The following is a 20,062-nucleotide window of genomic DNA, read 5'->3' on the forward strand; positions in this document are numbered from 1 at the left end:
GAGTAGATGGCAATATCGCAGCAGGCGGATGGTCAGAGCAGCGTGTGAACGACGCCGCGGTTCAGGGCTCGCCGAGTGTCGTCACCGGCGTACGCAGGGTGCGCATCACAGCGGTACGCGCAGCGCTCCGTCGATGAGTTCGGCCGCCTCGGCCGTGCCCGCGCAGTCGCTGCGCACCAGGTGTTCGCGCACGGCCCGCAGCCGGTCGCGCAGCCGTTGGGACTCCATCCCCCGCGCCTGCTCCGCCATTTCCACCGCCGTGGCGACCGCCTCGTCGGTGTTGCCCTGACGCAGTTCGATCTGGCTGAGCATGGCGAGCCGATGGACCCTGCCCCGGTCGTGAGCCGGAGTGTCCACGGCTGCGGCCGCGTGCTCGTACGCCCCCGAGAGGTCACCCAGGCTCAGCAGGGCCTCCGCCACTTGTACGTTGACGAGTCCGGGCTGGACATAGCCGGTCTCGTCCGGCTCGCGGCCGCGCCTGATGCGTTCCGCGGCGGCCTCCGCACGCCGGATGCAGGACAGCGCGCTGCTGCCGTCGCCCAGGTGTGCGTACGACTTCGCCTGCATCGCGTAGAGGTCGGAGGCGAGGGCCGGGGTGAGATCGCGTCCCGCGGAGCGCAGCGCCGCCTCCGCGAAGGCCACCGCCTGGCGGTACTCGCGCATGAACAGGGACTGGTTGACGAGCAGCGCGATGACATAGGCGCCGAGCCCCCGGTCACCGCTCGCCTTGGCGAGCCGCAGGGCCTGGTGGAAGTAGCGCTGGGCCAGGCCGTGCGCGTCCGAGTCGTAGGCGCAGATGCCCGCGATGGCCACCAACCCGCCGGTGGATCTGTGCAGTTGGCGTCCCGTCTCGTCGGTGTAGCTGCCGCGCAGCAGGGGCGCGGCCTCGGCGTTGAGGAAGCCGACGATGCGGGTGCGGGTCGCGATGCCGCCGGTCTTGCGGTACATCTGCTCGTAGTGGGCGCGGGCCGCGCGCATCATGTCGATGTCGGCCGTGCTCACCTGGTGTCTGCCGCCGCGCGAGACGTCCACGTCCTCGGGCGGGTTCTCCCACTCCCAGACCGGCATCACCGCGGGTGTTCCCGTGACCGCGGGCGCGCCCAGGAGATGCGGGCGCTGCTGTTCGTCCGAGCGCCACAGGGCCGTGGCTCTCTCCACGAATCCGGAGAGCGTCGAGGCCATGGAGCTGATCCCCACGGACGGCAGGCCCGGCACGCCGAGGCCGATGTCGTCCAGGGTGACGGTGCGCTGCAACCGCCCGGCGAGGACCTCGCAGATCAGGTCGGGCACCTGACCGCGCGGGCGCTGGCCCTTCAACCACCGGGAGACGGCGGTGTGTTCGTAACGCAGGGCGAGGCCGCGCCTCTTCCCTGCCTGATTGACGTGGGCGGCCAGGCCCGCGTGGGAGATTCCCGCCTCGTCGAGGATGGCGTCGAGCAGGGTATTGGGCTGCATGAAGGCCCTCCGGTCACTCGGTGTGGCCAGCCTAGTAGAGGTGACTTCACACGGGGTGTGAACGGAGTGCGCGAATCCGGGGGGTGTGTGCTCTGCCGTCGCCACTCCTGTCACGCTTGACTGGGATTCCTCACACAGAGGCCGGCCGGGCCGTCGGCTCCCCCTCGAAAAGTACGGCGGTCCTCACTGGCGCCGCCCGCCCGCCGTCTGCCCGACAGCTCCAGGGCGGGGACGGGCGGCGCACGGCCGGCGGAAGCTGACGGAGCGTCACGTCATGGTGCTTTCCCGGCACACCGACTCTCCCTGCTGCGGGGGCACCCTGCGGCGGTCGTTGCGCAGGACGAGCAGCGCGGCGTCGTCGGCGGGCAGCCGCCGGGTATGGCGCCTGAGCCGGTCGTACACCGCGCGGATCACGGCCCCCGGCGAGTTCGGCGCGGCCCGCACGGCTTCGGTGAGCGCGGTCTGGAGCGGGAAGAACCGCCCGGCCGCGTCCCGCGCGTCCTCCATGCCGTCCGTGTGCAGCACGAGCGCCTCCCCCGGAAGCAGCGGCCCGAGCCGCGTCACGGGCAGTTCGGCGGGGAGCGGGAAGGGGCCGAGGGGCGGCAGCGGCTCTCCGTCGGCCACCGGCTCGGCGCGCCCGCTCAGACGGTACGGCCAGGGGTGCCCGCAGTTGAGCGCGGTCATCCCGCCGTCCGGGCCGATCTCCATCAGGAGTACGGTGACGAATTCCTCGGCCGGCGGACTGTCCGCGACCACGCCGCCGTACGCCGGATGCTCGGCCCGCGACCGCTCCCGCAGGTGCCGGCCCAGAGCGCGCTCCAATTTCCGCAGTACGTGCGGCAGTTCGGCCTCCTCGTGGGCCGCCTCGCGGAAGCTGCCGAGCACGGCGGCGGCCGTGGCGAGCGCGGTCAGGCCGTGTCCGCGCGCGTCGCCCATGACGACGCGGACGCCGTGCTCCGTGGCGGCCACCTCGTACAGATCGCCGCCGACCGAGGCACCGCGCGTCGCGGAGATCCGTGCGGCCGCCACCGTGAGGCCGTCGACGCGGGGCGGCAGCGGTCGCAGCAGGACGTTCTGTGCGGCGCCCGCGACCTCGCGGAGCTGACGCAACTCCCGCAGCAGCGCGCCCCGGACATGCAGCACCAGACCGGAGCCGACCGCGAGGAAGACCGCACTGGTGATGAGCCGTGCTTCGAGGGTGTCCTGCCGGGCGAGCGGGCAGACGAATTTGTACGTGACGGCGGCCGCGCCCCACGCGGCCGGAAGGCCGAGCGAGATGACGCGCCGGAACCGCGGCGGGTCCACAGCGCCAGTTCTGATACCGATCATGCCGACGGCCCCCCTAAGGCCCGGTACAGCGTGCTGGCCCCGCAGGCCGCGCAGATCACTGCCCCCGCGGCCGGGTTGATTCTGTCGACCGCCTGCCCCGATCAGGCCAGGGAGAGCGCACTAGTCACTCAAACGAGTGAAGGGCGCACCCGGTGACCCGGATACGCCCTTCTTTGCGCCTCTTGTGCGCCTGGTGGCGACTACTGGCGGTGACTAAGCTCCGCGCAGCACCGCGCCCGTCCGCTCCGCCGCCAGGGCGACGGCCGCGTCACGGGCCGCGGAGGCCTCGTCGACGGTCAGCGTGCGGTCGGCCGCGCGGAAGCGCAGCGCGTACGCGAGGGACTTCTTGCCCGCACCGATCTGCTCGCCGGTGAAGACGTCGAACAGCCGGATGGACTCGAGGAGCGGGCCCGCGCCCTCGCGCAGCACGTCCTCGACGGCGGCGGCGGGGACGTCCCCGTCGACGACGAGCGCGACGTCCTGCGTGGCGACCGGGAAGGTGGAGATCTTCGGCCCCTGCGGGACTCCCGCGCTCGCGGCCTCCAGCCGGTCCAGGTCCAGCTCCATCGCGCAGGTACGCGCGGGAAGACCGAGCGCCTTGACGACCCGCGGGTGCAGCTCCCCCGCGTGCCCGATGACCTGCTCGACGCCGTCGATCACCACGGCGAGCTCGGCGCACCGGCCCGGGTGCCACGGGCCGTACTGCCCCTGGCGCACGAGGAGTTCGGTGCCCGACTCGGCGGCCAGGGCGCGCGCGGCCTCGATCGCGTCCGCCCACTCGGCGGGCCGGCCCTTGCCCCACCAGCCGGCCTGCTCACGGGCGCCCGCGAGAACGACGGCGGCGTGCCGCGGCTGCACGGGGAGCGCCTCGGTCAGGGAGGCGATCTCCTCGGCCGTGGGACGGCGGTCGACGGGAAGACGCACCGCGACCCTGGCCTCCTCGCGGGGCTTGAAGACCAGGCCCGTCTCGAAGAGGGCCAGGTCGTGGCTGCCGCGGCCTTCGTTGCGGCGCAGCGCGCCGAGCAGGCCCGGCAGCAGCGTCGTACGGAGAGCGGGCTCCTCGTCGGAGAGCGGGTTGACCAGCTTCACGACCCGGCGCACCGGGTCGCCGGCCTCGAATCCCAGCTGGTCGAAGACCTGCTCGCCGATGAACGGGTAGTTCGGCGCCTCGACGAATCCGCTGCCGGCGAGGGCGCGGCCGATGCGACGGTGCAGGCGCTGCCGGTCGGTCAGGCCGCGGCCCGCGGGGGGCTTGGGCAGCGTCGAGGGGAGGTTCTCGTACCCCTCCAGGCGGATGACCTCTTCGGCGAGGTCGTTCGGCTCGGCGAGGTCGGGACGCCAGGACGGCACGGTGACGGTCAGGGCATCCTGGCCGTAGACGTCGCAGCCGACCTCCTGGAGGCGGCGCACGACGGTCTCGCGGCCGTAGGTCACGCCGGCGACCTTGTCCGGGTGGTCGGCGGGCATGCTGATCGTGTGCGGCGCGGAGGGCGCGATGACCTCGGTGACCCCGGACTCGGCCGTACCGGCCGCGAGCAGGACGAGAAGATCGACCGTGCGCTGCGCGGCGGCGGACGCGGCCTGCGGGTCGACGCCGCGCTCGAAGCGCTTGGCCGCCTCGGAGGGCAGCTTGTGGCGCCGGGCCGTGCGGGCGATGGAGATCGCGTCGAAGTGCGCGGCCTCGATGACGACGTCGGTGGTGCCGGCCGCCTCTTCGTGATCCGCGATCTCGGTGTTGGCGCCGCCCATGACGCCCGCGAGGCCGATGGGGCCGCGGTCGTCGGTGATGACCAGGTCCTCGGCGTCCAGGACGCGCTTGACGCCGTCGAGCGTGGTGAACTTCTCGCCCTGCTCGGCGCGGCGGACACCGATCGTGCCCTGGATGCGGGAGCGGTCGTAGGCGTGCAGGGGCTGGCCGAGCTCCAGCATCACGTAGTTCGTGACGTCGACGGCGAGCGAGATCGGGCGCATGCCCGCCTTCTGGAGGCGGCGCTGCAGCCAGATCGGCGAGCGGGCCTCGGGCCGCAGGCCGTTGACCGTGCGCGCGGTGAAGCGGTCGCAGCCCATCGGGTCGGAGATCTTGACCGGGTAGCCGGAGGCGTTCGGCGCGGGCACGTCCAGGAGCGCGGGGTCGCGCAGCGGCAGGCCGTAGGCGATGGCGGTCTCGCGGGCGACGCCGCGCATCGAGAGCGCGTAGCCGCGGTCGGGCGTGACGGCGATGTCCAGGACCTCGTCGACCAGCTCGAGCAGCTTGATGGCGTCGGTACCGGCCTCGTGCTCGGGCGGCAGGACGATGATGCCGCCGCTGCCGTCGTCGCCCATGCCCAGCTCGTCGCCGGAGCAGATCATGCCGTGCGAGGTCTTGCCGTACGTCTTGCGCGCGGCGATCTTGAAGTCGCCGGGCAGGACGGCGCCGGGCAGCACGACGACGACCTTGTCGCCGACGGCGAAGTTACGTGCGCCGCAGACGATCTCCTGCGGCTCGCCGGTGCCGTTGGCCGAGCCGACGTCGACGGTGCAGAAGCGGATGGGCTTCTTGAAGCCCTCCAGCTCCTCGATGGTGAGGACCTTGCCGACGACGAGCGGGCCGGTGAGGCCGGCGCCCGTCTGCTCGACCGTCTCGACCTCGAGGCCGACCTCGATCAGCTTGGCCTGTACGTCACGGCCGGTCTCGGAGGCGGGGAGATCGACGTACTCCCGCAGCCAGGAAAGCGGGACCCGCATCAGATCTCCATCCCGAACGGCCGGGTGAACCGGATGTCACCCTCGACCATGTCTCGCATGTCTTCGACGTTGTGGCGGAACATCAGCATCCGTTCGATGCCGAACCCGAAGGCGAATCCGCTGTACTTCTGGGGGTCGACGCCGCAGGCGGTGAGCACCTTCGGGTTGACCATGCCGCAGCCACCGAGCTCGATCCAGCCCTCGCTGCCGCAGGTGCGGCAGGGGCGGTCGGGGTTGCCCACGGACTCGCCGCGGCAGACGTAGCAGACCATGTCCATCTCGGCGGACGGCTCGGTGAACGGGAAGTAGTTCGGGCGCAGGCGCGTCTTCATGTCCGCGCCGAAGAGCGACTGGACCATGTGGTCGAGGGTGCCCTTGAGGTCGGCCATGGTCAGGCCCTCGTCCACGGCGAGCAGCTCGATCTGGTGGAAGACCGGGGTGTGCGTCGCGTCCAGCTCGTCCGTGCGGTACACGCGGCCGGGGCAGACGATGTAGACGGGCGGCTCGCGGTCGAGCATCGCGCGGGCCTGCACCGGCGAGGTGTGCGTGCGCAGCACGACACCCGACTCGTCCCCATCGGTGCCCTCGGGGCCCTGGACGAAGAAGGTGTCCTGCATCTGCCGGGCCGGGTGGTCCGGGGTGAAGTTCAGGGCATCGAAGTTGAACCACTCCGCCTCGACCTCGGGGCCCTCCGCGATCTCGTAGCCCATGGCGACGAAGACGTCCGCGACACGCTCCATGAACGTGGTCAGCGGATGCCGTGCACCGGCCGGGACGCGGTCGTACGGCAGCGTGACGTCCACTGCCTCCTCGACGAGCACCCGGGCGTCGCGCTCGGCCTCGAGTTCGGTCTGGCGGGCGGCGAGCGCCTTGCTGACCATGCCGCGCGCCATGCCGACGCGCTTGCCGGCCTCGGCCTTGGCCTGCGGGGGCAGCGCGCCGATCTCGCGGTTGGCGAGGGCCAGCGGCGAGGTGCCGCCGGTGTGCGCGACCTTGGCCTCCTGGAGCTGTTCGAGGTCGCCCGCGGCGGCGAAGGCGGCGAGCGCCTCGTCCCGCATGCGCTCGATCTCTTCAGGTTTCAGTGCCTCGACCTCAACAGGGTCGTACGACTTGTTCGGTGCCGACATCTCTTCCCGTGCTTCCGGTTGGCTGGTGATGGTCCCCGTCTACGACTCGGAGACGAATCGTCCACAGATCAGGGACGCAAACGTGCCAAGGATCGAGTCTAACGGGGGTGGCGCAGGTGAATGAGCCCGCGGGCCGCGCTCGGGCGGATCAGGAGTGATCAGAGCTGATCAGAGAAGACCAGGAAGATCAGAGAAGATACGCCGGAGTGCCCACGGGCAACGTAAATCGGAACTGGGCGCCGCCACCGGGCGCGCGGCCGACGACGATCGTCCCGCCGTGCGCTTCCACGATGCCCTTCACGATGTACAAGCCGAGTCCCGTCCCGCCGCGCTTGCTGCCCCGCCAGAAGCGGGTGAAGACACGGCCCATCGATTCCTCCGGAATGCCGGCTCCCTCGTCGCTCACGGTCACGGCCGTCTCGGCCCCGCCCCGCTCGCGCGGGGACGCCGAGGGCGCCACGTCAATGGTGACGGTTCCCTCGCCGTGCCGCACGGCATTTTCCAGCAGGTTGCTGAGCACCTGGTCGATCTTGTCGGGGTCGGCCCAGAGATCGGGCATCGGCTGCTGTATCCGCACGAGGAAGCGGTCCGCGTCCTGGCCGGAGGCCACATGGGCCTGGATGTGGCGGCCGACGGCGGCACCGATGTCGACGGGCTGGCGGCGCAGTTCGAGCCGTCCGGAGTCGATCCGGGAGATGTCGAGAAGCTCGGCGATGAGCCGTGTGACGCGGTCGGCGTCGGCGTCCACCGTCTCCAGCATCAGCTTCTTCTGGTCGTCGGTGAAGCGCTCCCACTTGGCGAGCAGCGTCGCCGTGAAGCCCTTCACGGAGGTGAGGGGCGAGCGGAGCTCGTGGGCGACGGTGGCGATCAGCTCCGCGTGGCTGCGCTCGGTGCGGCGGCGGGCCTCGGTGTCGCGGAGGGAGACGACGACGCGGCGGACGGGTCCGGTGGGCACGGTGCGCACGTAGCGCGCGGAGACGAGGACCTCGCGTCCGCCGGGGAGCAGCAGATTGCGCTCGGGCTGGGCGAAGCGGGTGGCGAGCCCGCCGTACGGATCGGTGAGGCGCCACCAGCGGCGGCCTTCGAGGTCTTCTAAGGGGAGCGCCTGGTCCAGCGGCCTGCCGAGGGCTTCGGCGGCGGGGACCGCGGTGATGCGCTCGGCAGCGGCGTTGAAGCAGATGACGTGCCCGGTCTCGTCCGCGACGACGAAGCCGTCGGGCAGATCGTCCGGGTGGATGCCGAGCCCGCCGCCGAGGTCACCGAGGGCGCCATGGTCCGCGCGAGTGGACGGGACACCCCGTACTCCCGGTGATCTGCTCGTGCCGATGCTCATTCCCCGTACCCCACCTCTCGGACCGGCGCAGGAGGCCTCCGAGCCCGTCACCCTACTAGCTGGGCGTGACGGAACGGCACCCTCCAGCCGCACGCTGTGCACGGGCGGACGCATAGAGGCACACGGCCGCCGCCGTCGCGAGGTTGAGGCTTTCGGCTCTGCCGTGGATCGGAACACGCACCACCGCGTCGGCGAGTGCGCGGGTCTCCTCCGGCAGCCCCCAGGCCTCGTTGCCGAAGACCCAGGCGGAGGGCGTGCCCATGGTGCCGTTGTCCAGCTCGTCGTCGAGGTCGTCCTCGCCCGATCCGTCGGCCGCGAGGATGCGTACACCCGCGTCCTTGAGCCCCTGCACGGCCCGCTCGACCGGTACGCCGACGGCCACGGGCAGATGGAACAGCGAGCCGACCGAGGCGCGCACGCACTTGGGGTTGTAGAGGTCCACGGAGGCGTCCGTCAGAACGACGGCGTCGGCCCCCGCCGCGTCCGCGCACCGCAGCACGGTGCCGGCGTTGCCGGGGTCGCGGACGTGCGCCAGGACGGCGACCAGCCTGGGCTTCGCGGCGAGGATGTCGTCGAAGGGGGTGTCGAGGAACCGGCAGACGCCGACGAGCCCCTGGGGTGTGACGGTCGTCGAGATGTCGGCGATGACGTCCTCGTCCGCCAGATGCACCCGGGCGCCGGCGGACCGGGCCTCGCCGACGATGTCGGCATAGCGCTCGGCGGCCTCGACGGTCGCGAACAGCTCGACGAGCGTGGCGGCCGTGTCACCGTACGCGGCGGCCTCCCGCACGGCCTGCGGCCCCTCGGCGAGAAACAGCCGCTCCTTCCCCCGGAAGTTCCGCTTGGCGAGCCGCCGCGCGGCACTGACGCGGGACGACCTGGGAGAGATCAACTCGGGGCTGGCAACCATGAAACTCACCTCGGGGAGAGCGCCCCTTCAGGGGCGCGGGGAACTGCGCGACCAGCCAGGGACAGCCGGCGGACGGCACACGACGGACGACGGCACACGCGAGGCCGGACACAAGAGAACCCGCAGGCCAGAGGGCCTGCGGGTCCGCGAGTAACGCTCAGGTACAGCGCAGCGTCAGGCAGCCTTGGGCGCGTTGACGTCCGACGGCAGCGCCTTCTGCGCGACCTCGACGAGCGCCGCGAAAGCGTTGGCGTCGTTGACGGCGAGCTCCGCGAGGATCTTGCGGTCCACCTCGATGTTGGCGGCCTTCAGACCCTGGATGAAGCGGTTGTAGGTGATGCCGTTGGCGCGGGCAGCGGCGTTGATGCGCTGGATCCACAGCTGACGGAAGTCGCCCTTGCGCTTCTTGCGGTCGTTGTAGTTGTAGACCAGGGAGTGGGTGACCTGCTCCTTGGCCTTGCGGTACAGGCGCGAGCGCTGGCCGCGGTAGCCGCTGGCCGCTTCGAGGATCGCCCGACGCTTCTTGTGGGCGTTGACTGCCCGCTTGACGCGTGCCACTTGTTAACTCCTTGTAGCGGGGCCGTGGTTGGACTCACACGACCCGGTATCGATTGGGTCCCGGTTCAGAGTTCAGGCGCGGTGTGCGCCCGGACTCACTTGCCGAGAAGCTTCTTGATCTTCTTGGCGTCGCCCGGGGCCATCTCGGCGTTGCCGGTGAGGCGACGCGTCAGACGGGACGACTTGTGCTCGAGCAGGTGGCGCTTGCCGGCGCGCTCACGGAGCACCTTGCCGGAGCCGGTGATCTTGAAGCGCTTGCTGGCACCGCTGTGCGTCTTGTTCTTCGGCATAGCGCCGTTCTCTCCTCGTCATTGGCACTCCCTGCCGTTACCGGTTCCTGCGAACCGTTGGCAGGGAGCGTCAGATCTATCGGTTGTCATCCGGGGCGCGCGTGGGAGGCGCGTTCCGGATCAGGCCTCTGCGGGCTCCTCGGCGGGCGCGTCGGCCTCGACGACATCCTCGGCGGGGGCCTTGTCGGCCTCCTCCGCGACGGCGTTCTGCGAGCGGCCCGGGTTGGCCTTGGCGTCCGCCTTGCGGACCGCCTGGGCCTCGCGGGCCTCGGCCATGGCTTCGGTCTTCTTCTTGTGCGGACCGAGGACCATGATCATGTTTCGGCCGTCCTGCTTCGGGTTCGACTCGATGAACCCGAGGTCTTCGACGTCGTTCGCGAGACGCTGCAGCAGTCGGTAGCCGAGCTCCGGCCGGGACTGCTCGCGACCACGGAACATGATCGTGATCTTGACCTTGTCGCCCTGCTTGAGGAACCGGACGACGTGACCCTTCTTGGTGTCATAGTCGTGCGGGTCGATCTTCGGCCGGAGCTTCATCTCCTTGATGACCGTGTGCGCCTGGTTCTTGCGCGCCTCACGGGCCTTCATGGCCGACTCGTACTTGAACTTCCCGTAGTCCATGAGCTTGCACACGGGCGGACGGGCGGTAGCCGCCACCTCGACCAGGTCGAGGTCGTACTCCTGTGCGAGCTCCAGGGCCTTGGCAAGCGGAACAATCCCGACCTGCTCGCCGCTGGGACCGACAAGTCGCACCTCGGGAACGCGAATCCGGTCGTTGATGCGGGGCTCGGCGCTGATGGATCCTCCTCGGTAGCACCACGCGGCGGTCTGGCGGACAGCCGCGTTACGTCTGTTGTAGAGACCAACCGAGCGGGCGCATAAAAAATGCCCCTACCGATCACAGGCAGGGGCTCCATTACTACCGGAGCACCTCCGCGGTGATCGCGGGGCGCAAAATCGGGCCTGCCGTAGTCTCGGGGACTGCGGCCGCCTGACCGGTGACCCGCCGCTCTTGGAGCGGCCAGGTGGGAAGCGGAGCCTCCACTTGTGGGCCGGGTCTCTGCGTGGCACGCGAGTGTCCGGCCGGTCGTTACACAAGGTTAGCAGCTCCACCGGGGTGGGGCTAACCGGCGCGCTCACGGACTCCCGCGGCGCACGTCGTACGGGCCTCCGCTTATCGTGTGGGACATGAGCGACGCGACCCCCGCCCCCGAGTCCGGCAGCAGTGACTCCCCCGATTTCGACACCCTGACCCGTGACATCGCGGACGTCCCCGCGGTCGAGGTGATCACCACGGTCGCCGTCCACCTGATGAGCGCCGCGGCCGTGAACCTGGGCCTCGCCGAGGGCGGCGAGACCCACAAGGACCTGGACGAGGCACGCAAGCTGATCCACTCGCTCGCCGGCCTGATGGACGCGAGCGCCACGGAGATCTCCTCGTTCCACGCGGCCCCGCTGCGCGACGGCCTGAAGTCGCTGCAGCTGGCCTTCCGCGAGGCGTCCGACGTGCCGGACGAGCCGGGTCAGGGTCCGGGCGAGAAGTACACGGGCCCGGTCTTCGGCTGAGCCGGCCGCTTCACGCCGTACGTACGTAGAGGGGCTCGCCCGGTGGCGTCGCCTCGGTCGGCAGCAGTGCCAGGTCGAGGCCGCGGACCAGGCGGGCCCTCAGTGTTTCGTCGGCCGCGATGTGCCGGGCGACGCGCCGGGCGGCTTCGGCCGGGTCCGCCGCGGGGTCGATGACGAGCGCGAGGGTGCCGTCGGCGGTGCCCGCGCCGAGGTAGGCGCGCAGGACGGCCGGGTCGGCGGCGACGGCCGTGCGCACGGCGGCCGTGACGGCCGGGTCGGAGAGCGGGTCCCTGGTGTGCCGGCCCTCGGAGAGGGCGATCAGGGCCGGGCGGTTGATCTCGTACGGGACCGGGCCCGCGAGGTCGAGCACGATCGTGTCGGCCTGTTCGTGCGCCGCGGCCTGGAGCGCCTGGTGCAGGGGGACCGCGACCGGCCGGGCCTCCGGGTCCCACAGGGCGAGGGCCTCGGTGGAGGTGAACGCGGGCAGGGCCTTGCGGTCGCCGGCCTTGAGGGTGGGGACCGCCATGTCGCTGGTCTTCTCGCGGCGCAGTCCGTTCTCGTCCTCCTCGACCTCGCCGAGGACGGCGACCACCGGGACGAGCAGCCGGGCGCCGGTGAGCGCCTCGAGGACGGGGCCGTGGGCCGTGCGGTCCGCGGCCCACGCGGTCAGGGCCGCGGTGAGCCGGGGGTCGGCAGAGCCGTCGTCATCGGAGAAGCCGGGGTCCGGGATGTTCTTGTTCGCCACGCTCCCGACCCTATCGACCGGGGTCGCGCCGCTGCCGGGCGCGGTCGGGTCCCTACGGGGCGGTGCCGGGACGGGTCCCCCTGCGGCCGCGCCAGAGGCAGACCGCCGTGGCCAGGAGCGCCACGCCGAGACCGCCCGCCGCCGGGCCGACCCACCCCGCGGGTCCGCCGTCGCCGTCGTCCGTGTCCGGCCCCTGCCCGAAATACTTCTTTCCGTACGCCGCGGAGCTCAGCCCCTGAGGCTTCTTCTTGCCGCCCTCGGCGATCGCCGCCGCCGGGTCGATGAAGCCGAAGCCGTGTGAATCGTCGCGGCCGCCGCTGGGCACGTCACGGGCGGTGTCCTCCAGGAGTTCCTTGATCTGCGCCGGGGTCAGGCCCGGATGGGCGGCGCGGATCAGGGCGACGGCGCCGGAGACGAACGCCGACGCGGCGCTGGTGCCCCAGCCCTCGTAGTACTCGCGGTCGGGGTCGGCGATGACGATGTCCTTGCCGGGGGCGCTGACGGTGGCGTACCAGCGGCGGGTGGAGAAGGAGGCACGGTCGCCGTCCTGGTCGACGGCGGTGGCGGCGATGACTCCGGGGTAGGCCGCGGGGTACGAGATGTGGTCGCCGCGCTCCCCGCCGTTGCCCGCCGACGCCACGACGACGGCGCCCTTCTTCAGGGCGTACTGGACCGCGGCGTCCTCGGCGGGTTCGGGGTGGGCGGACTTGGAGTCGTCGCCGAGGGAGAGGTTGATGACGTCGGCGCCGTGGTCGGCGGCCCAGCGGATGCCCTCGGCCAGGGCGTTGCCCCGGGTGTTGCGGGCCTTGGAGCGGTGCGGGTCGCCGTCCTCCAGGATCACGCGGATCGGCAGGATCCTGGCCTCCGGGGCGATGCCGAGCACGCCGTCGCCGTTGCCCGCGCCGTGTCCGTGACCCGCGATGATGCCGGCCATGGCGGTGCCGTGCCGGGCCCAGGAGCGGTCGCCCTTCCTGGCCCCGAAACCGACCATGTCCTTGCCTTCGAGGACGCTGCCGGTCAGGTCGGGGTGGTCGCGGTCTATGCCGGTGTCCAGGACGGCGACGGTGATGCCCTTGCCCTTGGTGGTCTGCCAGGCGCGGTCGGTGTGCATGGCGTCGAGGGCCCACTGCTGGGCGCGTATGCCGTCGTCGGCGTGCGCGGTGGCGGGCATGAGGACGAGTGCCGCGGCGAGTGCGGCGGCGATGGCCGGCCTGCGGGATCTCATGAGGGCTTCTCCGTGGCCGCGATGGTCTTGCGCAGGCGCCGCTCCACGCGGTCGGCGATGCCCTGGGCCTCGTGGCCGAGGCCCGCCTGGGCGGGGGCAGTGGTGGCGGAGGTCTTCATGGCCTCTTCGGCGGGCTCGGGTTCGGTGAGTGTGCGGCCGTCGGCGAAACCCGAGACGGAGAAGGCGACGACGGGGGCGTCCGGGAGCACGGACACGGTCCAGGAGGCGCGCTGGGCGTCGCCGAAGCCGGCGGCCGGGGTGCCCTTGGCCGCGTACGGCCGTGGCATAAGGTCGGGGCGCCGGTCGAGGCCCTCCTCCGTGAAGCGGGTGCGCAGGGAGCGCATCGCGTCGGCGTCCGCCTTGGTGAACAGCAGGCCCACGGTGGTGACATGGCTACGGGTCGCGTCCGTGTACGTGGCGCGAAGCAGCCGGAGGCAGCCCGCGGGGGCGAGGGCCTTGCGCAGGAGCGGGTCGAAGGCGTTCTTGCAGGTGCTGTCGGGGGCGACGGCGATCCGGGTCCAGGCGCGGTCGGCTCCGCCGGGGCCCGCGCCCTCTCCCTTGATGGTGGTCGGGAAGAGCTCGTCGACGGGCACGCTGTGCCAGAGCTGTCCCGCGACGGCGTACGCGTCACGTGTGACGCCCGGCCCCTCGTCACTCCCGGTCAGCCAACTCCCGGTGGCCGCGCCCCCGATGAGTCCGAGGCCGAGCACGAAGCAGGCGGCGGCCGCAGTCACGCGGGGCTGCGCCCAGCCGCGGACGGGCCGCAGACGCGTGGTGCTGTCGTCGTACATCGCGGGCCGGGCGAACGACACGAAGGGCCGTCCCGCTCCGGGCCCGGGCGTCAGGTCGACGGCGCCGACCGCGCGGCGAGCGGCGGCGGTCCGCCGTGCCGGGGCGGATATGGACTCGGACTCGGGGCGCCCGGATATGCCCCCGGTCGCCGGGGGCACCGGCGGCCGGGGCGGAACGTCCGCGGCGGGCCGCTTGCCCCCCGCTGCTGCCGGGGCGGGGGTCATCGCTGACGGCGGCGGCGTATCGGGAAAGCGCGCGGACGCGGGCGGCGGGGGCGGCGAGGCCTCCGCGTCTACGCCGACATCAGAGGACACCACGGGCTCGGGCTTCCGCACCCGATCAAAGGGAGCAAGAAGCTCCCCGAGCAGGGACTCCCGATCCCCTTCACCCGACACGGACTGCTCATCGCCGTCGTCGTCCGCGGACGACGGGCCGGGCGGCGGGGTGTCCGGGAAGCGGGCGGAGGCGGGCGGTGGGGGCTCCGTCGGGGCGGGGGGCTCGGCGGGCCGGTCGCTCGTCGATGACAAGTCCGTCGGACGCATTCGCGGGATAGGGGGCACCTCCGCAGAGGGGCGCTGTCCAGCGGGCCGGTCCTGCGCCGACGACGCCGGCGGGTGCGTGTCCGGGAAGCGGGTGGAGGCGATGGGTGGGGCTTCTGCGGGTGCGGGGGGCTCGGCGTTCCGGTCGGCCGTCGACGACGCCGGGGGCGTGGTCGGGGAGCCCGTGGGTGCCTGTGGTGGGGTGGGGGGTTCGGGGGTTTTGTCGGGTGGTGGGGGGGAGTGCGGTGCGCGCGCTTCCGGGGAGCGGGTGGGCGGGGTCGTGGGGCGAGGGGGTGTTGTGGGACGTGGCGGGACGGGAGCCCGTCGCGCTTCCGTGCTCATGCACCCCCCGTTTCCTCGCTCTTCTGCGCGTAACTCTAAAGGCAGATTCCGGTCCCGAGGGAACCAGTCCGGAGCCTCGGGCGATCTGCCCGGATCATCCCCCTACCCTCGGGTAATCCCGTCTGGCAGGCTTCGGCCATGACCTCCCGTGCAGCAGACCGGGCCCGCTACGAGCGGGCCACAGCACACCTCGACGCCCCCGTCGCGATCGTCGATCTGGAGGCATTCGACGCCAATGCCGACGACCTCGTACGGCGGGCCGCGGGCAAGCCGATCCGGGTCGCGAGCAAGTCCGTGCGCTGCCGGGCGCTGCTGGAACGCGTCCTGGCCCGTGACGGTTTCGCCGGGATCATGTCCTACACGCTCGCCGAGTCCCTGTGGCTGGCCCGGTCCGGGTTCGACGACGTCCTGCTCGCCTACCCCTCCGCCGACCGCGCCGCCTTCGCCGAGCTGACCTCCGACCCGAAGCTCGCGTCATCGGTGACCGTGATGATCGACGACCCGGCGCAGCTGCGGCTCATCGACGAGGCCAGGGACCAGGGCGGAGGCGGGCGCGGGCGCGAAGAGGTGCGCGTCTGCCTGGAGTTGGACACCTCGCTGAAGGTGCTCGGGGGGCGGGTGCGGATCGGCGCGCTGCGTTCCCCTCTGCACTCCCCCGCCCAAGTCGCCGCGCTCGCCCGCGCCGTGAACCGGCGGCCGGGTTTCCGGCTCGTGGGCGTGATGGCGTACGAAGGGCATGTGGCCGGGGTCGGTGACGCGGTCGCCGGCCGGCCCGCGCGCTCGCGGGTGATCCGGCTGATGCAGGCCGCGGCCCGCAGGGAGCTCGCCGCGCGCAGGGCCGAGACCATCCGCGCGGTGCGGGCGGTCGCGCCGGACCTGGAGTTCGTCAACGGCGGCGGCACCGGCAGCGTGCAGCACACCGCGGCCGAACGCGCGGTGACCGAGATCGCCGCCGGGTCGGGCCTGTACGTACCGCGCCTCTTCGACAACTACACGTCGTTCAGCGGGCGTCCGGCCGCGCTGTACGCCCAGCCCGTCGTGCGCCGCCCCGGCGTGGGCACGGTGACCGTACTCGGCGGCGGCTACCCCGCCTCGGGTGCCGCGGGCCCCGACCGGTCCCCTGTGCCGTACCTCCCGGAAGGGCTGCGCTACGACCCGCAGGAGGGCGCGGGCGAGGTGCAGACCCCGCTGCTCGGTTCGCCCGCGGACGATCTGCTGATCGGCGACAAGGTGTGGTTCCGGCACGCCAAGGCCGGGGAGTTGTGCGAGCGGTTCGACACGCTCCACCTCGTCGAGGGCGACCGCGTGACGGCCACCGCGCCGACGTACAGAGGAGAGGGCCACACTTTCCTGTGACGCGTAACGCGTGACGGGTCGTCAGGGCGTCGCGCCCACGCTGTTGCCCACGCCGCCGCCCGTGTCGCTGTCCCCGACGGCGCGGATCCCCTTGGTGATCTTCTCCATGTCGGAGAGCGGCGGCGCCCCGTCCGCGGCGTCGATGGCGAAGCGGATGATGACCGGCGCCTCGGACCCCACGCTGGAGGGGAAGACGAGGGACTGGACGTATCCGCCCTCGCCCTTCTCCGTGTGCACACGCCAGCGCACGAGATAGCCCGCGCGGCCCGCCACCGCCACCGTCCCCTCCTTGACGGTCTCGTGGCGCTTGATGCCGCCGAAGGGCTGCTGGCCGACCCGGTCCTCTTCGTACGCCCGGTCCGCCGCGTCCTTGATGTCGTTCTCGGCCAGCGCCTTGGCCGAGCGTTCGTCGGTCGCCGTCGACGTGCGCGAGTAGACCGTGCCGTGGCGGCAGAGGCTGCCCTCGCCGGGGCAGTCGTAGACGTCCGGAGTGCGGACGGTCGGATCGCCGCCGACCGTGCTGTCGGCCTTCTCCCAGCCCTCGGGCACGGGGATCGTGATGCCGTTGAGCTGGTCGACGAGGGTGGAGGGGTCCGGGTCGGGCGCCGACGTGGTGGGCGTCGGCGAGGTCGTCGTGGGAGATTCCTCCGGCTCCGCCGTGGTCGGCGCGACCGGGCCGCTCCGCGGGTCACCCTCGTCCTTGCCCAGGAGCACGACGCCGGTGACGATCGAGGCGACAAGGACGACCCCGGCGGTGGCCAGTGCCACCACCTTGGCCCGGCCGCCCGACCGGGTCCCCGGAACCGGCCGCACCCCGGTCGGTGCCTGCGGCGGACCGAACCCCGGCTGCGCCCGGCCCATGAGCGGGGCTTCGGGCGCACGCCGGTGCTCGGTCCACGCCGAGCCGTCCCACCAGCGCTCGACGGGCTGGGCCGGCGGGGCCGACGGGTCCGGGTACCAGCCGGGCGGAGGCGTCATGCTCATCCCGGCACTCTAGGACGTGCCCTGAAGATCAGGACAGTCAGTACACCGCGTCCGCCTGATCGGCCACCACGGAGCCGTCGTCCCGCAGGACCGGGCCCCTGCTGCCGTCCGGTTCGTTGTACGCGGTCGTCGAGCAGGGGTAGGGATCCGGCTTCTGCTTCAGGGGCTCGATGAACATGGGGTTCACGACCCAGCGGCCGTCGGCGTCGTCGTACGCCCGGCACATGACCTCGTCCTTGTTGCGGTTCAGGACGAGGTGCGCGCCCGTGGCGTCGCCGACGAACGTCACGTCCGTGTCGGCGTCACCGCCGCCGAGGGCGATGCGGTGGGAGGGGTCCTGCTTGTCCCAGGCCGACTTGCCCTTGACGCCGTAGATCTCCTGGTTGATCCAGCAGCGCTTGCCGTCGATGTAGGGGATGGCCTCGCCCTTGTTCACCGGTACGTCGCCGCAGCCCTGGTTCCAGGCGGTGATCCGCCCCTTGCGGTCGAGGACGGAGCGGATGGCGATGGTGTGCTCGCGGTCGATGCCGACGCCCCCCTTGCCGCCGGCCCACACCTCCGTCACCGGCTCCGAGCCCGCCGAGACGATGTAGACGTCGAACCCGGCCTTCTTGAGCGTGCGGATGAGGTCGCGCTGCTGCTCGTAGTAGCGGGCGTAGCCGGGGATCTCGTGCGTGCCGACGGTCTGGGTGGCGCCGACCGGGGCGGCCAGGACCTGCTCCCGGGCCTTCGCGGCGTACGACCTGAGTTCGGGCACGGTGTGCCCGGCGAAGAGCTGGGGCACCCAGGCGTACTGCGGGACGGTGTGCCGGTGGTTCCACTTCCCGGCGAAGGCGGCGGCGCCGCTCATCGTCTTGCCGTCCTCGCGGACCTCGAAGATCTCGTCGGCGCAGTCGGTGTCGGTGGAGGTGGGCAGCGGTTTGCCGACCGGCACCTTCGTGCCGCAGGCCTTGGTGAGCGCCTTGTCGGCCGCGTCCGTCATCCACTTGCTGGTGGACTTCCAGCTCGCGGGGCGCAGGATCTTGTCGTGGCGAAGCGACCAGGCGATCGTCGCGTCGGTGATGTCGTTCTTGACGACGGTGTTGTCCCAGTCGAAGGCGGCGACGGGACGCTGCTGGTCGTGCCCGCGGTGGGAGCCGCAGCGTCCGCGCTCGTCGATCACCTGCTGGAGGTGGTCACGGTTGTCGCCGTACCAGGTCAGCTTCTTGGACAGCTGCGGGCAATGCGCCTTCGCAGGGGCGGGGTTCGCGGTCGTGGCGGCGGCCGCGGGGAGCGACGCGGGCGCGGCCACCAGGGTGGCGGCCGCGGCCAGCGTCAACGCCAGGGCATGTCTGTTACGCATGCGCATGGACCGTACATCAATCTCGTGGGCCCGGTCAGGGTCCGTGCACCGTGTCCTTCTGGTCGGGTATGACCGACCCGTCGGCGCGGCGCACCGGGCCTGCCGTGCCGTCCCGTTCGGTGTATCCGGTGGTGGCGCACGGGTACGGCTTCGCGAGCTTGCCCTTGGGCTCGATGAACATGGGGTTCACCAGCCAGCGCCGGTCGCCGTTGTCGTAGGCGCGGCACATCAGCTCGTTCTTGTTGCGGTTCAGGACGAGGCGCAGGGCCGTGGCGTCGCGCAGGAAGGAGATGTCGGTGTCGGAGTCGCCGGCGGCGAACACCTGCCGCTTGCCTGCCGGCCGGACCTGCTCGGCCGCCGCGCCCCGGACTCCGTAGATCTCCTGGTTGATCCAGCAGCGCTTGCCGTCGATGTACGTGATCATCGAGTCGTCGCCGTCCCGGACGGTGCCGCAGCCCTTCAGACGAGCCGTCAGCTTTCCGTGGGCGGTGGTGTTGCGGATACCGATGGTGTGCCGGGCGTCGACGCCTGCGCTCTTCGCCCAGACCTCGGCGACCGGCTCGGGCGAGGCGGAGACCACGTAGACGTCGAATCCGGCCCTCTTGAGCGTACGGATCAGATCGCGCTGCTGGTCGTAGTAGCGGACCCAGCCGGTGAACTTGCCCGTGCCGACGCGCTGTTCGGTGCCGACGGGCGCGGCGAGGTTCTCCTTGCGGGCCGCGGCGGCGAACCCCTTGATCTGCTGAGTGGACCAGCCGCGGGTGAGCTGGGCGAGCCAGGCGTACTGGGGTTCCATGCGGCGGTGGTCGTAGCCGGCGAAGGCCGCGCCGCCGCCGGTGGTGGTGCCCTCGCCGTAGACGGAGGCGATCTCGTCGGCGCAGTCCGTGTCGCGCCCGGTGGGGAGGGTGGTCCGGGTGGCCGGGCAGGCCTTGGCGAGGGCCTTGGCCGCCGGATCGGTGAGATAACGGCTGGTGGTGTGCCAGTCGGCGTTCCGCGGCGTACGTATCTTGCTGTTGCGCAGGAGCCAGAACATGGTGGCGTCGCCCACGTCGTTCTTGATGACCGTGTTGTCCCAGTCGAAGACGGCGACGGGCTTCGCGCCGTGCGTGCCCTTGTACGTGCTCGTGTGCGTTCCCTTGTTCCCGCTGTCGCCGCAGCGCCCGTACGCGTCGATCATCTGCTGGAGCCTGGCCCTGTTCTCGCCGTACCAACCCTTGGTGAGGGTGAGCGAGGGGCAGTCCTCGGCCCGGGACCGCACCGGTTGGGTGGCTTCCGCGGTGGCCTGGACGGTCACGAGACCGGCTCCGGCGACGGCGATCACTGCTGCTGCCGCGACGGCGCGGCGCTTGAAGTTCACGAACACACTCCCGTGTTTACGCAGGTCAGCCGGGCGTCGTGCGACGCCCGGCTGACGGGGTGGTGGCCGGAGGATGAACTGCCCGGGC

The 20,062-nt window shown here is 71.8% G+C and carries 17 protein-coding genes; 2 read left to right on the forward strand and 15 right to left on the reverse strand.

Going from position 1 to position 20,062, the window contains the following annotated elements:
* Window positions 1–105 precede the first annotated feature (105 nt).
* From IE226_RS19550 to infC, 9 genes are all read right to left on the reverse strand, one after another.
* Window positions 106–1,455, reverse strand: coding sequence for a tetratricopeptide repeat protein (locus tag IE226_RS19550; RefSeq protein ID WP_190082579.1), 1,350 nt, complete (start codon window positions 1,453–1,455; stop codon window positions 106–108).
* Window positions 1,456–1,722: 267 nt separating this feature from the next.
* Window positions 1,723–2,784 carry a PP2C family protein-serine/threonine phosphatase gene (locus IE226_RS19555; RefSeq protein WP_190082580.1) on the reverse strand — a complete coding sequence of 354 codons (1,062 nt, stop codon included), beginning with the start codon at window positions 2,782–2,784 and terminating at the stop codon, window positions 1,723–1,725.
* Window positions 2,785–2,997: 213 nt separating this feature from the next.
* Entirely contained in the window at window positions 2,998–5,508 is a 2,511-nt protein-coding gene (gene pheT, locus IE226_RS19560) for a phenylalanine--tRNA ligase subunit beta (protein ID WP_190082581.1), read from the reverse strand.
* Window positions 5,508–6,635: a phenylalanine--tRNA ligase subunit alpha gene (gene pheS, locus IE226_RS19565; RefSeq protein WP_190082582.1), complete on the reverse strand. Its 1,128-nt coding sequence runs from the start codon at window positions 6,633–6,635 to the stop codon at window positions 5,508–5,510. The genes pheT and pheS overlap by 1 nt, the downstream gene beginning before the upstream one ends.
* Window positions 6,636–6,822: 187 nt before the next feature.
* Window positions 6,823–7,968 (reverse strand): sensor histidine kinase, encoded by a 1,146-nt coding sequence (locus IE226_RS19570; RefSeq protein ID WP_190082583.1) that lies wholly within the window; start codon window positions 7,966–7,968, stop codon window positions 6,823–6,825.
* Between the two features lie 55 nt (window positions 7,969–8,023).
* A complete protein-coding gene (locus tag IE226_RS19575) occupies window positions 8,024–8,878 on the reverse strand; it encodes a TrmH family RNA methyltransferase (RefSeq protein ID WP_190082584.1) in 855 nt (284 codons plus the stop codon).
* Window positions 8,879–9,052: 174 nt separating this feature from the next.
* Entirely contained in the window at window positions 9,053–9,436 is a 384-nt protein-coding gene (rplT, locus tag IE226_RS19580) for a 50S ribosomal protein L20 (RefSeq protein ID WP_030356289.1), read from the reverse strand.
* 95 nt (window positions 9,437–9,531) lie between these two features.
* Window positions 9,532–9,726 (reverse strand): 50S ribosomal protein L35, encoded by a 195-nt coding sequence (rpmI, locus tag IE226_RS19585; RefSeq protein WP_030560333.1) that lies wholly within the window; start codon window positions 9,724–9,726, stop codon window positions 9,532–9,534.
* 120 nt (window positions 9,727–9,846) lie between these two features.
* Complete coding sequence (gene infC, locus IE226_RS19590) at window positions 9,847–10,524, reverse strand: translation initiation factor IF-3 (RefSeq protein ID WP_190082793.1); 678 nt, start codon at window positions 10,522–10,524, stop codon at window positions 9,847–9,849.
* Window positions 10,525–10,914: 390 nt separating this feature from the next.
* Here infC and IE226_RS19595 point away from each other — a divergent pair, with 390 nt between their 5' ends.
* Window positions 10,915–11,292: a DUF1844 domain-containing protein gene (locus IE226_RS19595; RefSeq protein ID WP_190082585.1), complete on the forward strand. Its 378-nt coding sequence runs from the start codon at window positions 10,915–10,917 to the stop codon at window positions 11,290–11,292.
* Window positions 11,293–11,302: 10 nt separating this feature from the next.
* Here the strand turns inward: IE226_RS19595 and IE226_RS19600 are convergent, their stop codons facing one another.
* From IE226_RS19600 to IE226_RS44130, 3 genes are read right to left on the reverse strand one after another with little or no spacing between them, the layout of a single operon-like run.
* Window positions 11,303–12,037: an SseB family protein gene (locus IE226_RS19600; RefSeq protein WP_190082586.1), complete on the reverse strand. Its 735-nt coding sequence runs from the start codon at window positions 12,035–12,037 to the stop codon at window positions 11,303–11,305.
* Window positions 12,038–12,089: 52 nt separating this feature from the next.
* Window positions 12,090–13,262 (reverse strand): type VII secretion-associated serine protease mycosin, encoded by a 1,173-nt coding sequence (gene mycP / locus IE226_RS19605; RefSeq protein WP_190082587.1) that lies wholly within the window; start codon window positions 13,260–13,262, stop codon window positions 12,090–12,092.
* The gene (locus IE226_RS44130; protein WP_229871259.1) at window positions 13,259–14,581 is read right to left on the reverse strand and encodes a hypothetical protein; all 1,323 of its coding nucleotides are present in this window, start codon (window positions 14,579–14,581) and stop codon (window positions 13,259–13,261) included. The genes mycP and IE226_RS44130 overlap by 4 nt, the downstream gene beginning before the upstream one ends.
* Before the next feature lie 492 nt (window positions 14,582–15,073).
* Between IE226_RS44130 and IE226_RS19615 the strand changes: the two genes are divergently transcribed.
* Window positions 15,074–16,291 carry an amino acid deaminase/aldolase gene (locus IE226_RS19615; protein ID WP_190082588.1) on the forward strand — a complete coding sequence of 406 codons (1,218 nt, stop codon included), beginning with the start codon at window positions 15,074–15,076 and terminating at the stop codon, window positions 16,289–16,291.
* A 21-nt stretch (window positions 16,292–16,312) separates the two neighbouring features.
* Here the strand turns inward: IE226_RS19615 and IE226_RS19620 are convergent, their stop codons facing one another.
* The 3 genes from IE226_RS19620 to IE226_RS19630 are packed head-to-tail and all read right to left on the reverse strand — an operon-like array spanning window position 16,313 to window position 19,974.
* Window positions 16,313–17,275, reverse strand: coding sequence for a DUF2510 domain-containing protein (locus tag IE226_RS19620; RefSeq protein ID WP_229871265.1), 963 nt, complete (start codon window positions 17,273–17,275; stop codon window positions 16,313–16,315).
* A gap of 37 nt (window positions 17,276–17,312) precedes the next feature.
* Window positions 17,313–18,617 (reverse strand): HAD family hydrolase, encoded by a 1,305-nt coding sequence (locus IE226_RS19625; protein WP_190082589.1) that lies wholly within the window; start codon window positions 18,615–18,617, stop codon window positions 17,313–17,315.
* Window positions 18,618–18,651: 34 nt separating this feature from the next.
* Window positions 18,652–19,974 carry an HAD family hydrolase gene (locus IE226_RS19630; RefSeq protein WP_190082590.1) on the reverse strand — a complete coding sequence of 441 codons (1,323 nt, stop codon included), beginning with the start codon at window positions 19,972–19,974 and terminating at the stop codon, window positions 18,652–18,654.
* Between the last annotated feature and the right edge of the window lie 88 nt (window positions 19,975–20,062).

It is taken from the genome of Streptomyces longisporoflavus, from assembly GCF_014649775.1.
GTDB classification, from domain to species: Bacteria; Actinomycetota; Actinomycetes; order Streptomycetales; family Streptomycetaceae; genus Streptomyces; species Streptomyces longisporoflavus.

Coding starts and splice junctions, on each gene's coding strand:
- IE226_RS19570 (WP_190082583.1), bottom strand. CDS start 7,968: ATGAGCATCGGCACGAGCAGATCACCGGGAGTACGGGGTGTCCCGTCC.
- IE226_RS19595 (WP_190082585.1), top strand. CDS start 10,915: ATGAGCGACGCGACCCCCGCCCCCGAGTCCGGCAGCAGTGACTCCCCC.
- pheT (WP_190082581.1), bottom strand. CDS start 5,508: ATGCGGGTCCCGCTTTCCTGGCTGCGGGAGTACGTCGATCTCCCCGCC.
- IE226_RS19555 (WP_190082580.1), bottom strand. CDS start 2,784: ATGATCGGTATCAGAACTGGCGCTGTGGACCCGCCGCGGTTCCGGCGC.
- IE226_RS19625 (WP_190082589.1), bottom strand. CDS start 18,617: ATGCGTAACAGACATGCCCTGGCGTTGACGCTGGCCGCGGCCGCCACC.
- IE226_RS19550 (WP_190082579.1), bottom strand. CDS start 1,455: ATGCAGCCCAATACCCTGCTCGACGCCATCCTCGACGAGGCGGGAATC.
- rpmI (WP_030560333.1), bottom strand. CDS start 9,726: ATGCCGAAGAACAAGACGCACAGCGGTGCCAGCAAGCGCTTCAAGATC.
- IE226_RS19575 (WP_190082584.1), bottom strand. CDS start 8,878: ATGGTTGCCAGCCCCGAGTTGATCTCTCCCAGGTCGTCCCGCGTCAGT.
- IE226_RS19620 (WP_229871265.1), bottom strand. CDS start 17,275: ATGAGCATGACGCCTCCGCCCGGCTGGTACCCGGACCCGTCGGCCCCG.
- mycP (WP_190082587.1), bottom strand. CDS start 13,262: ATGAGATCCCGCAGGCCGGCCATCGCCGCCGCACTCGCCGCGGCACTC.
- pheS (WP_190082582.1), bottom strand. CDS start 6,635: ATGTCGGCACCGAACAAGTCGTACGACCCTGTTGAGGTCGAGGCACTG.
- IE226_RS19615 (WP_190082588.1), top strand. CDS start 15,074: ATGACCTCCCGTGCAGCAGACCGGGCCCGCTACGAGCGGGCCACAGCA.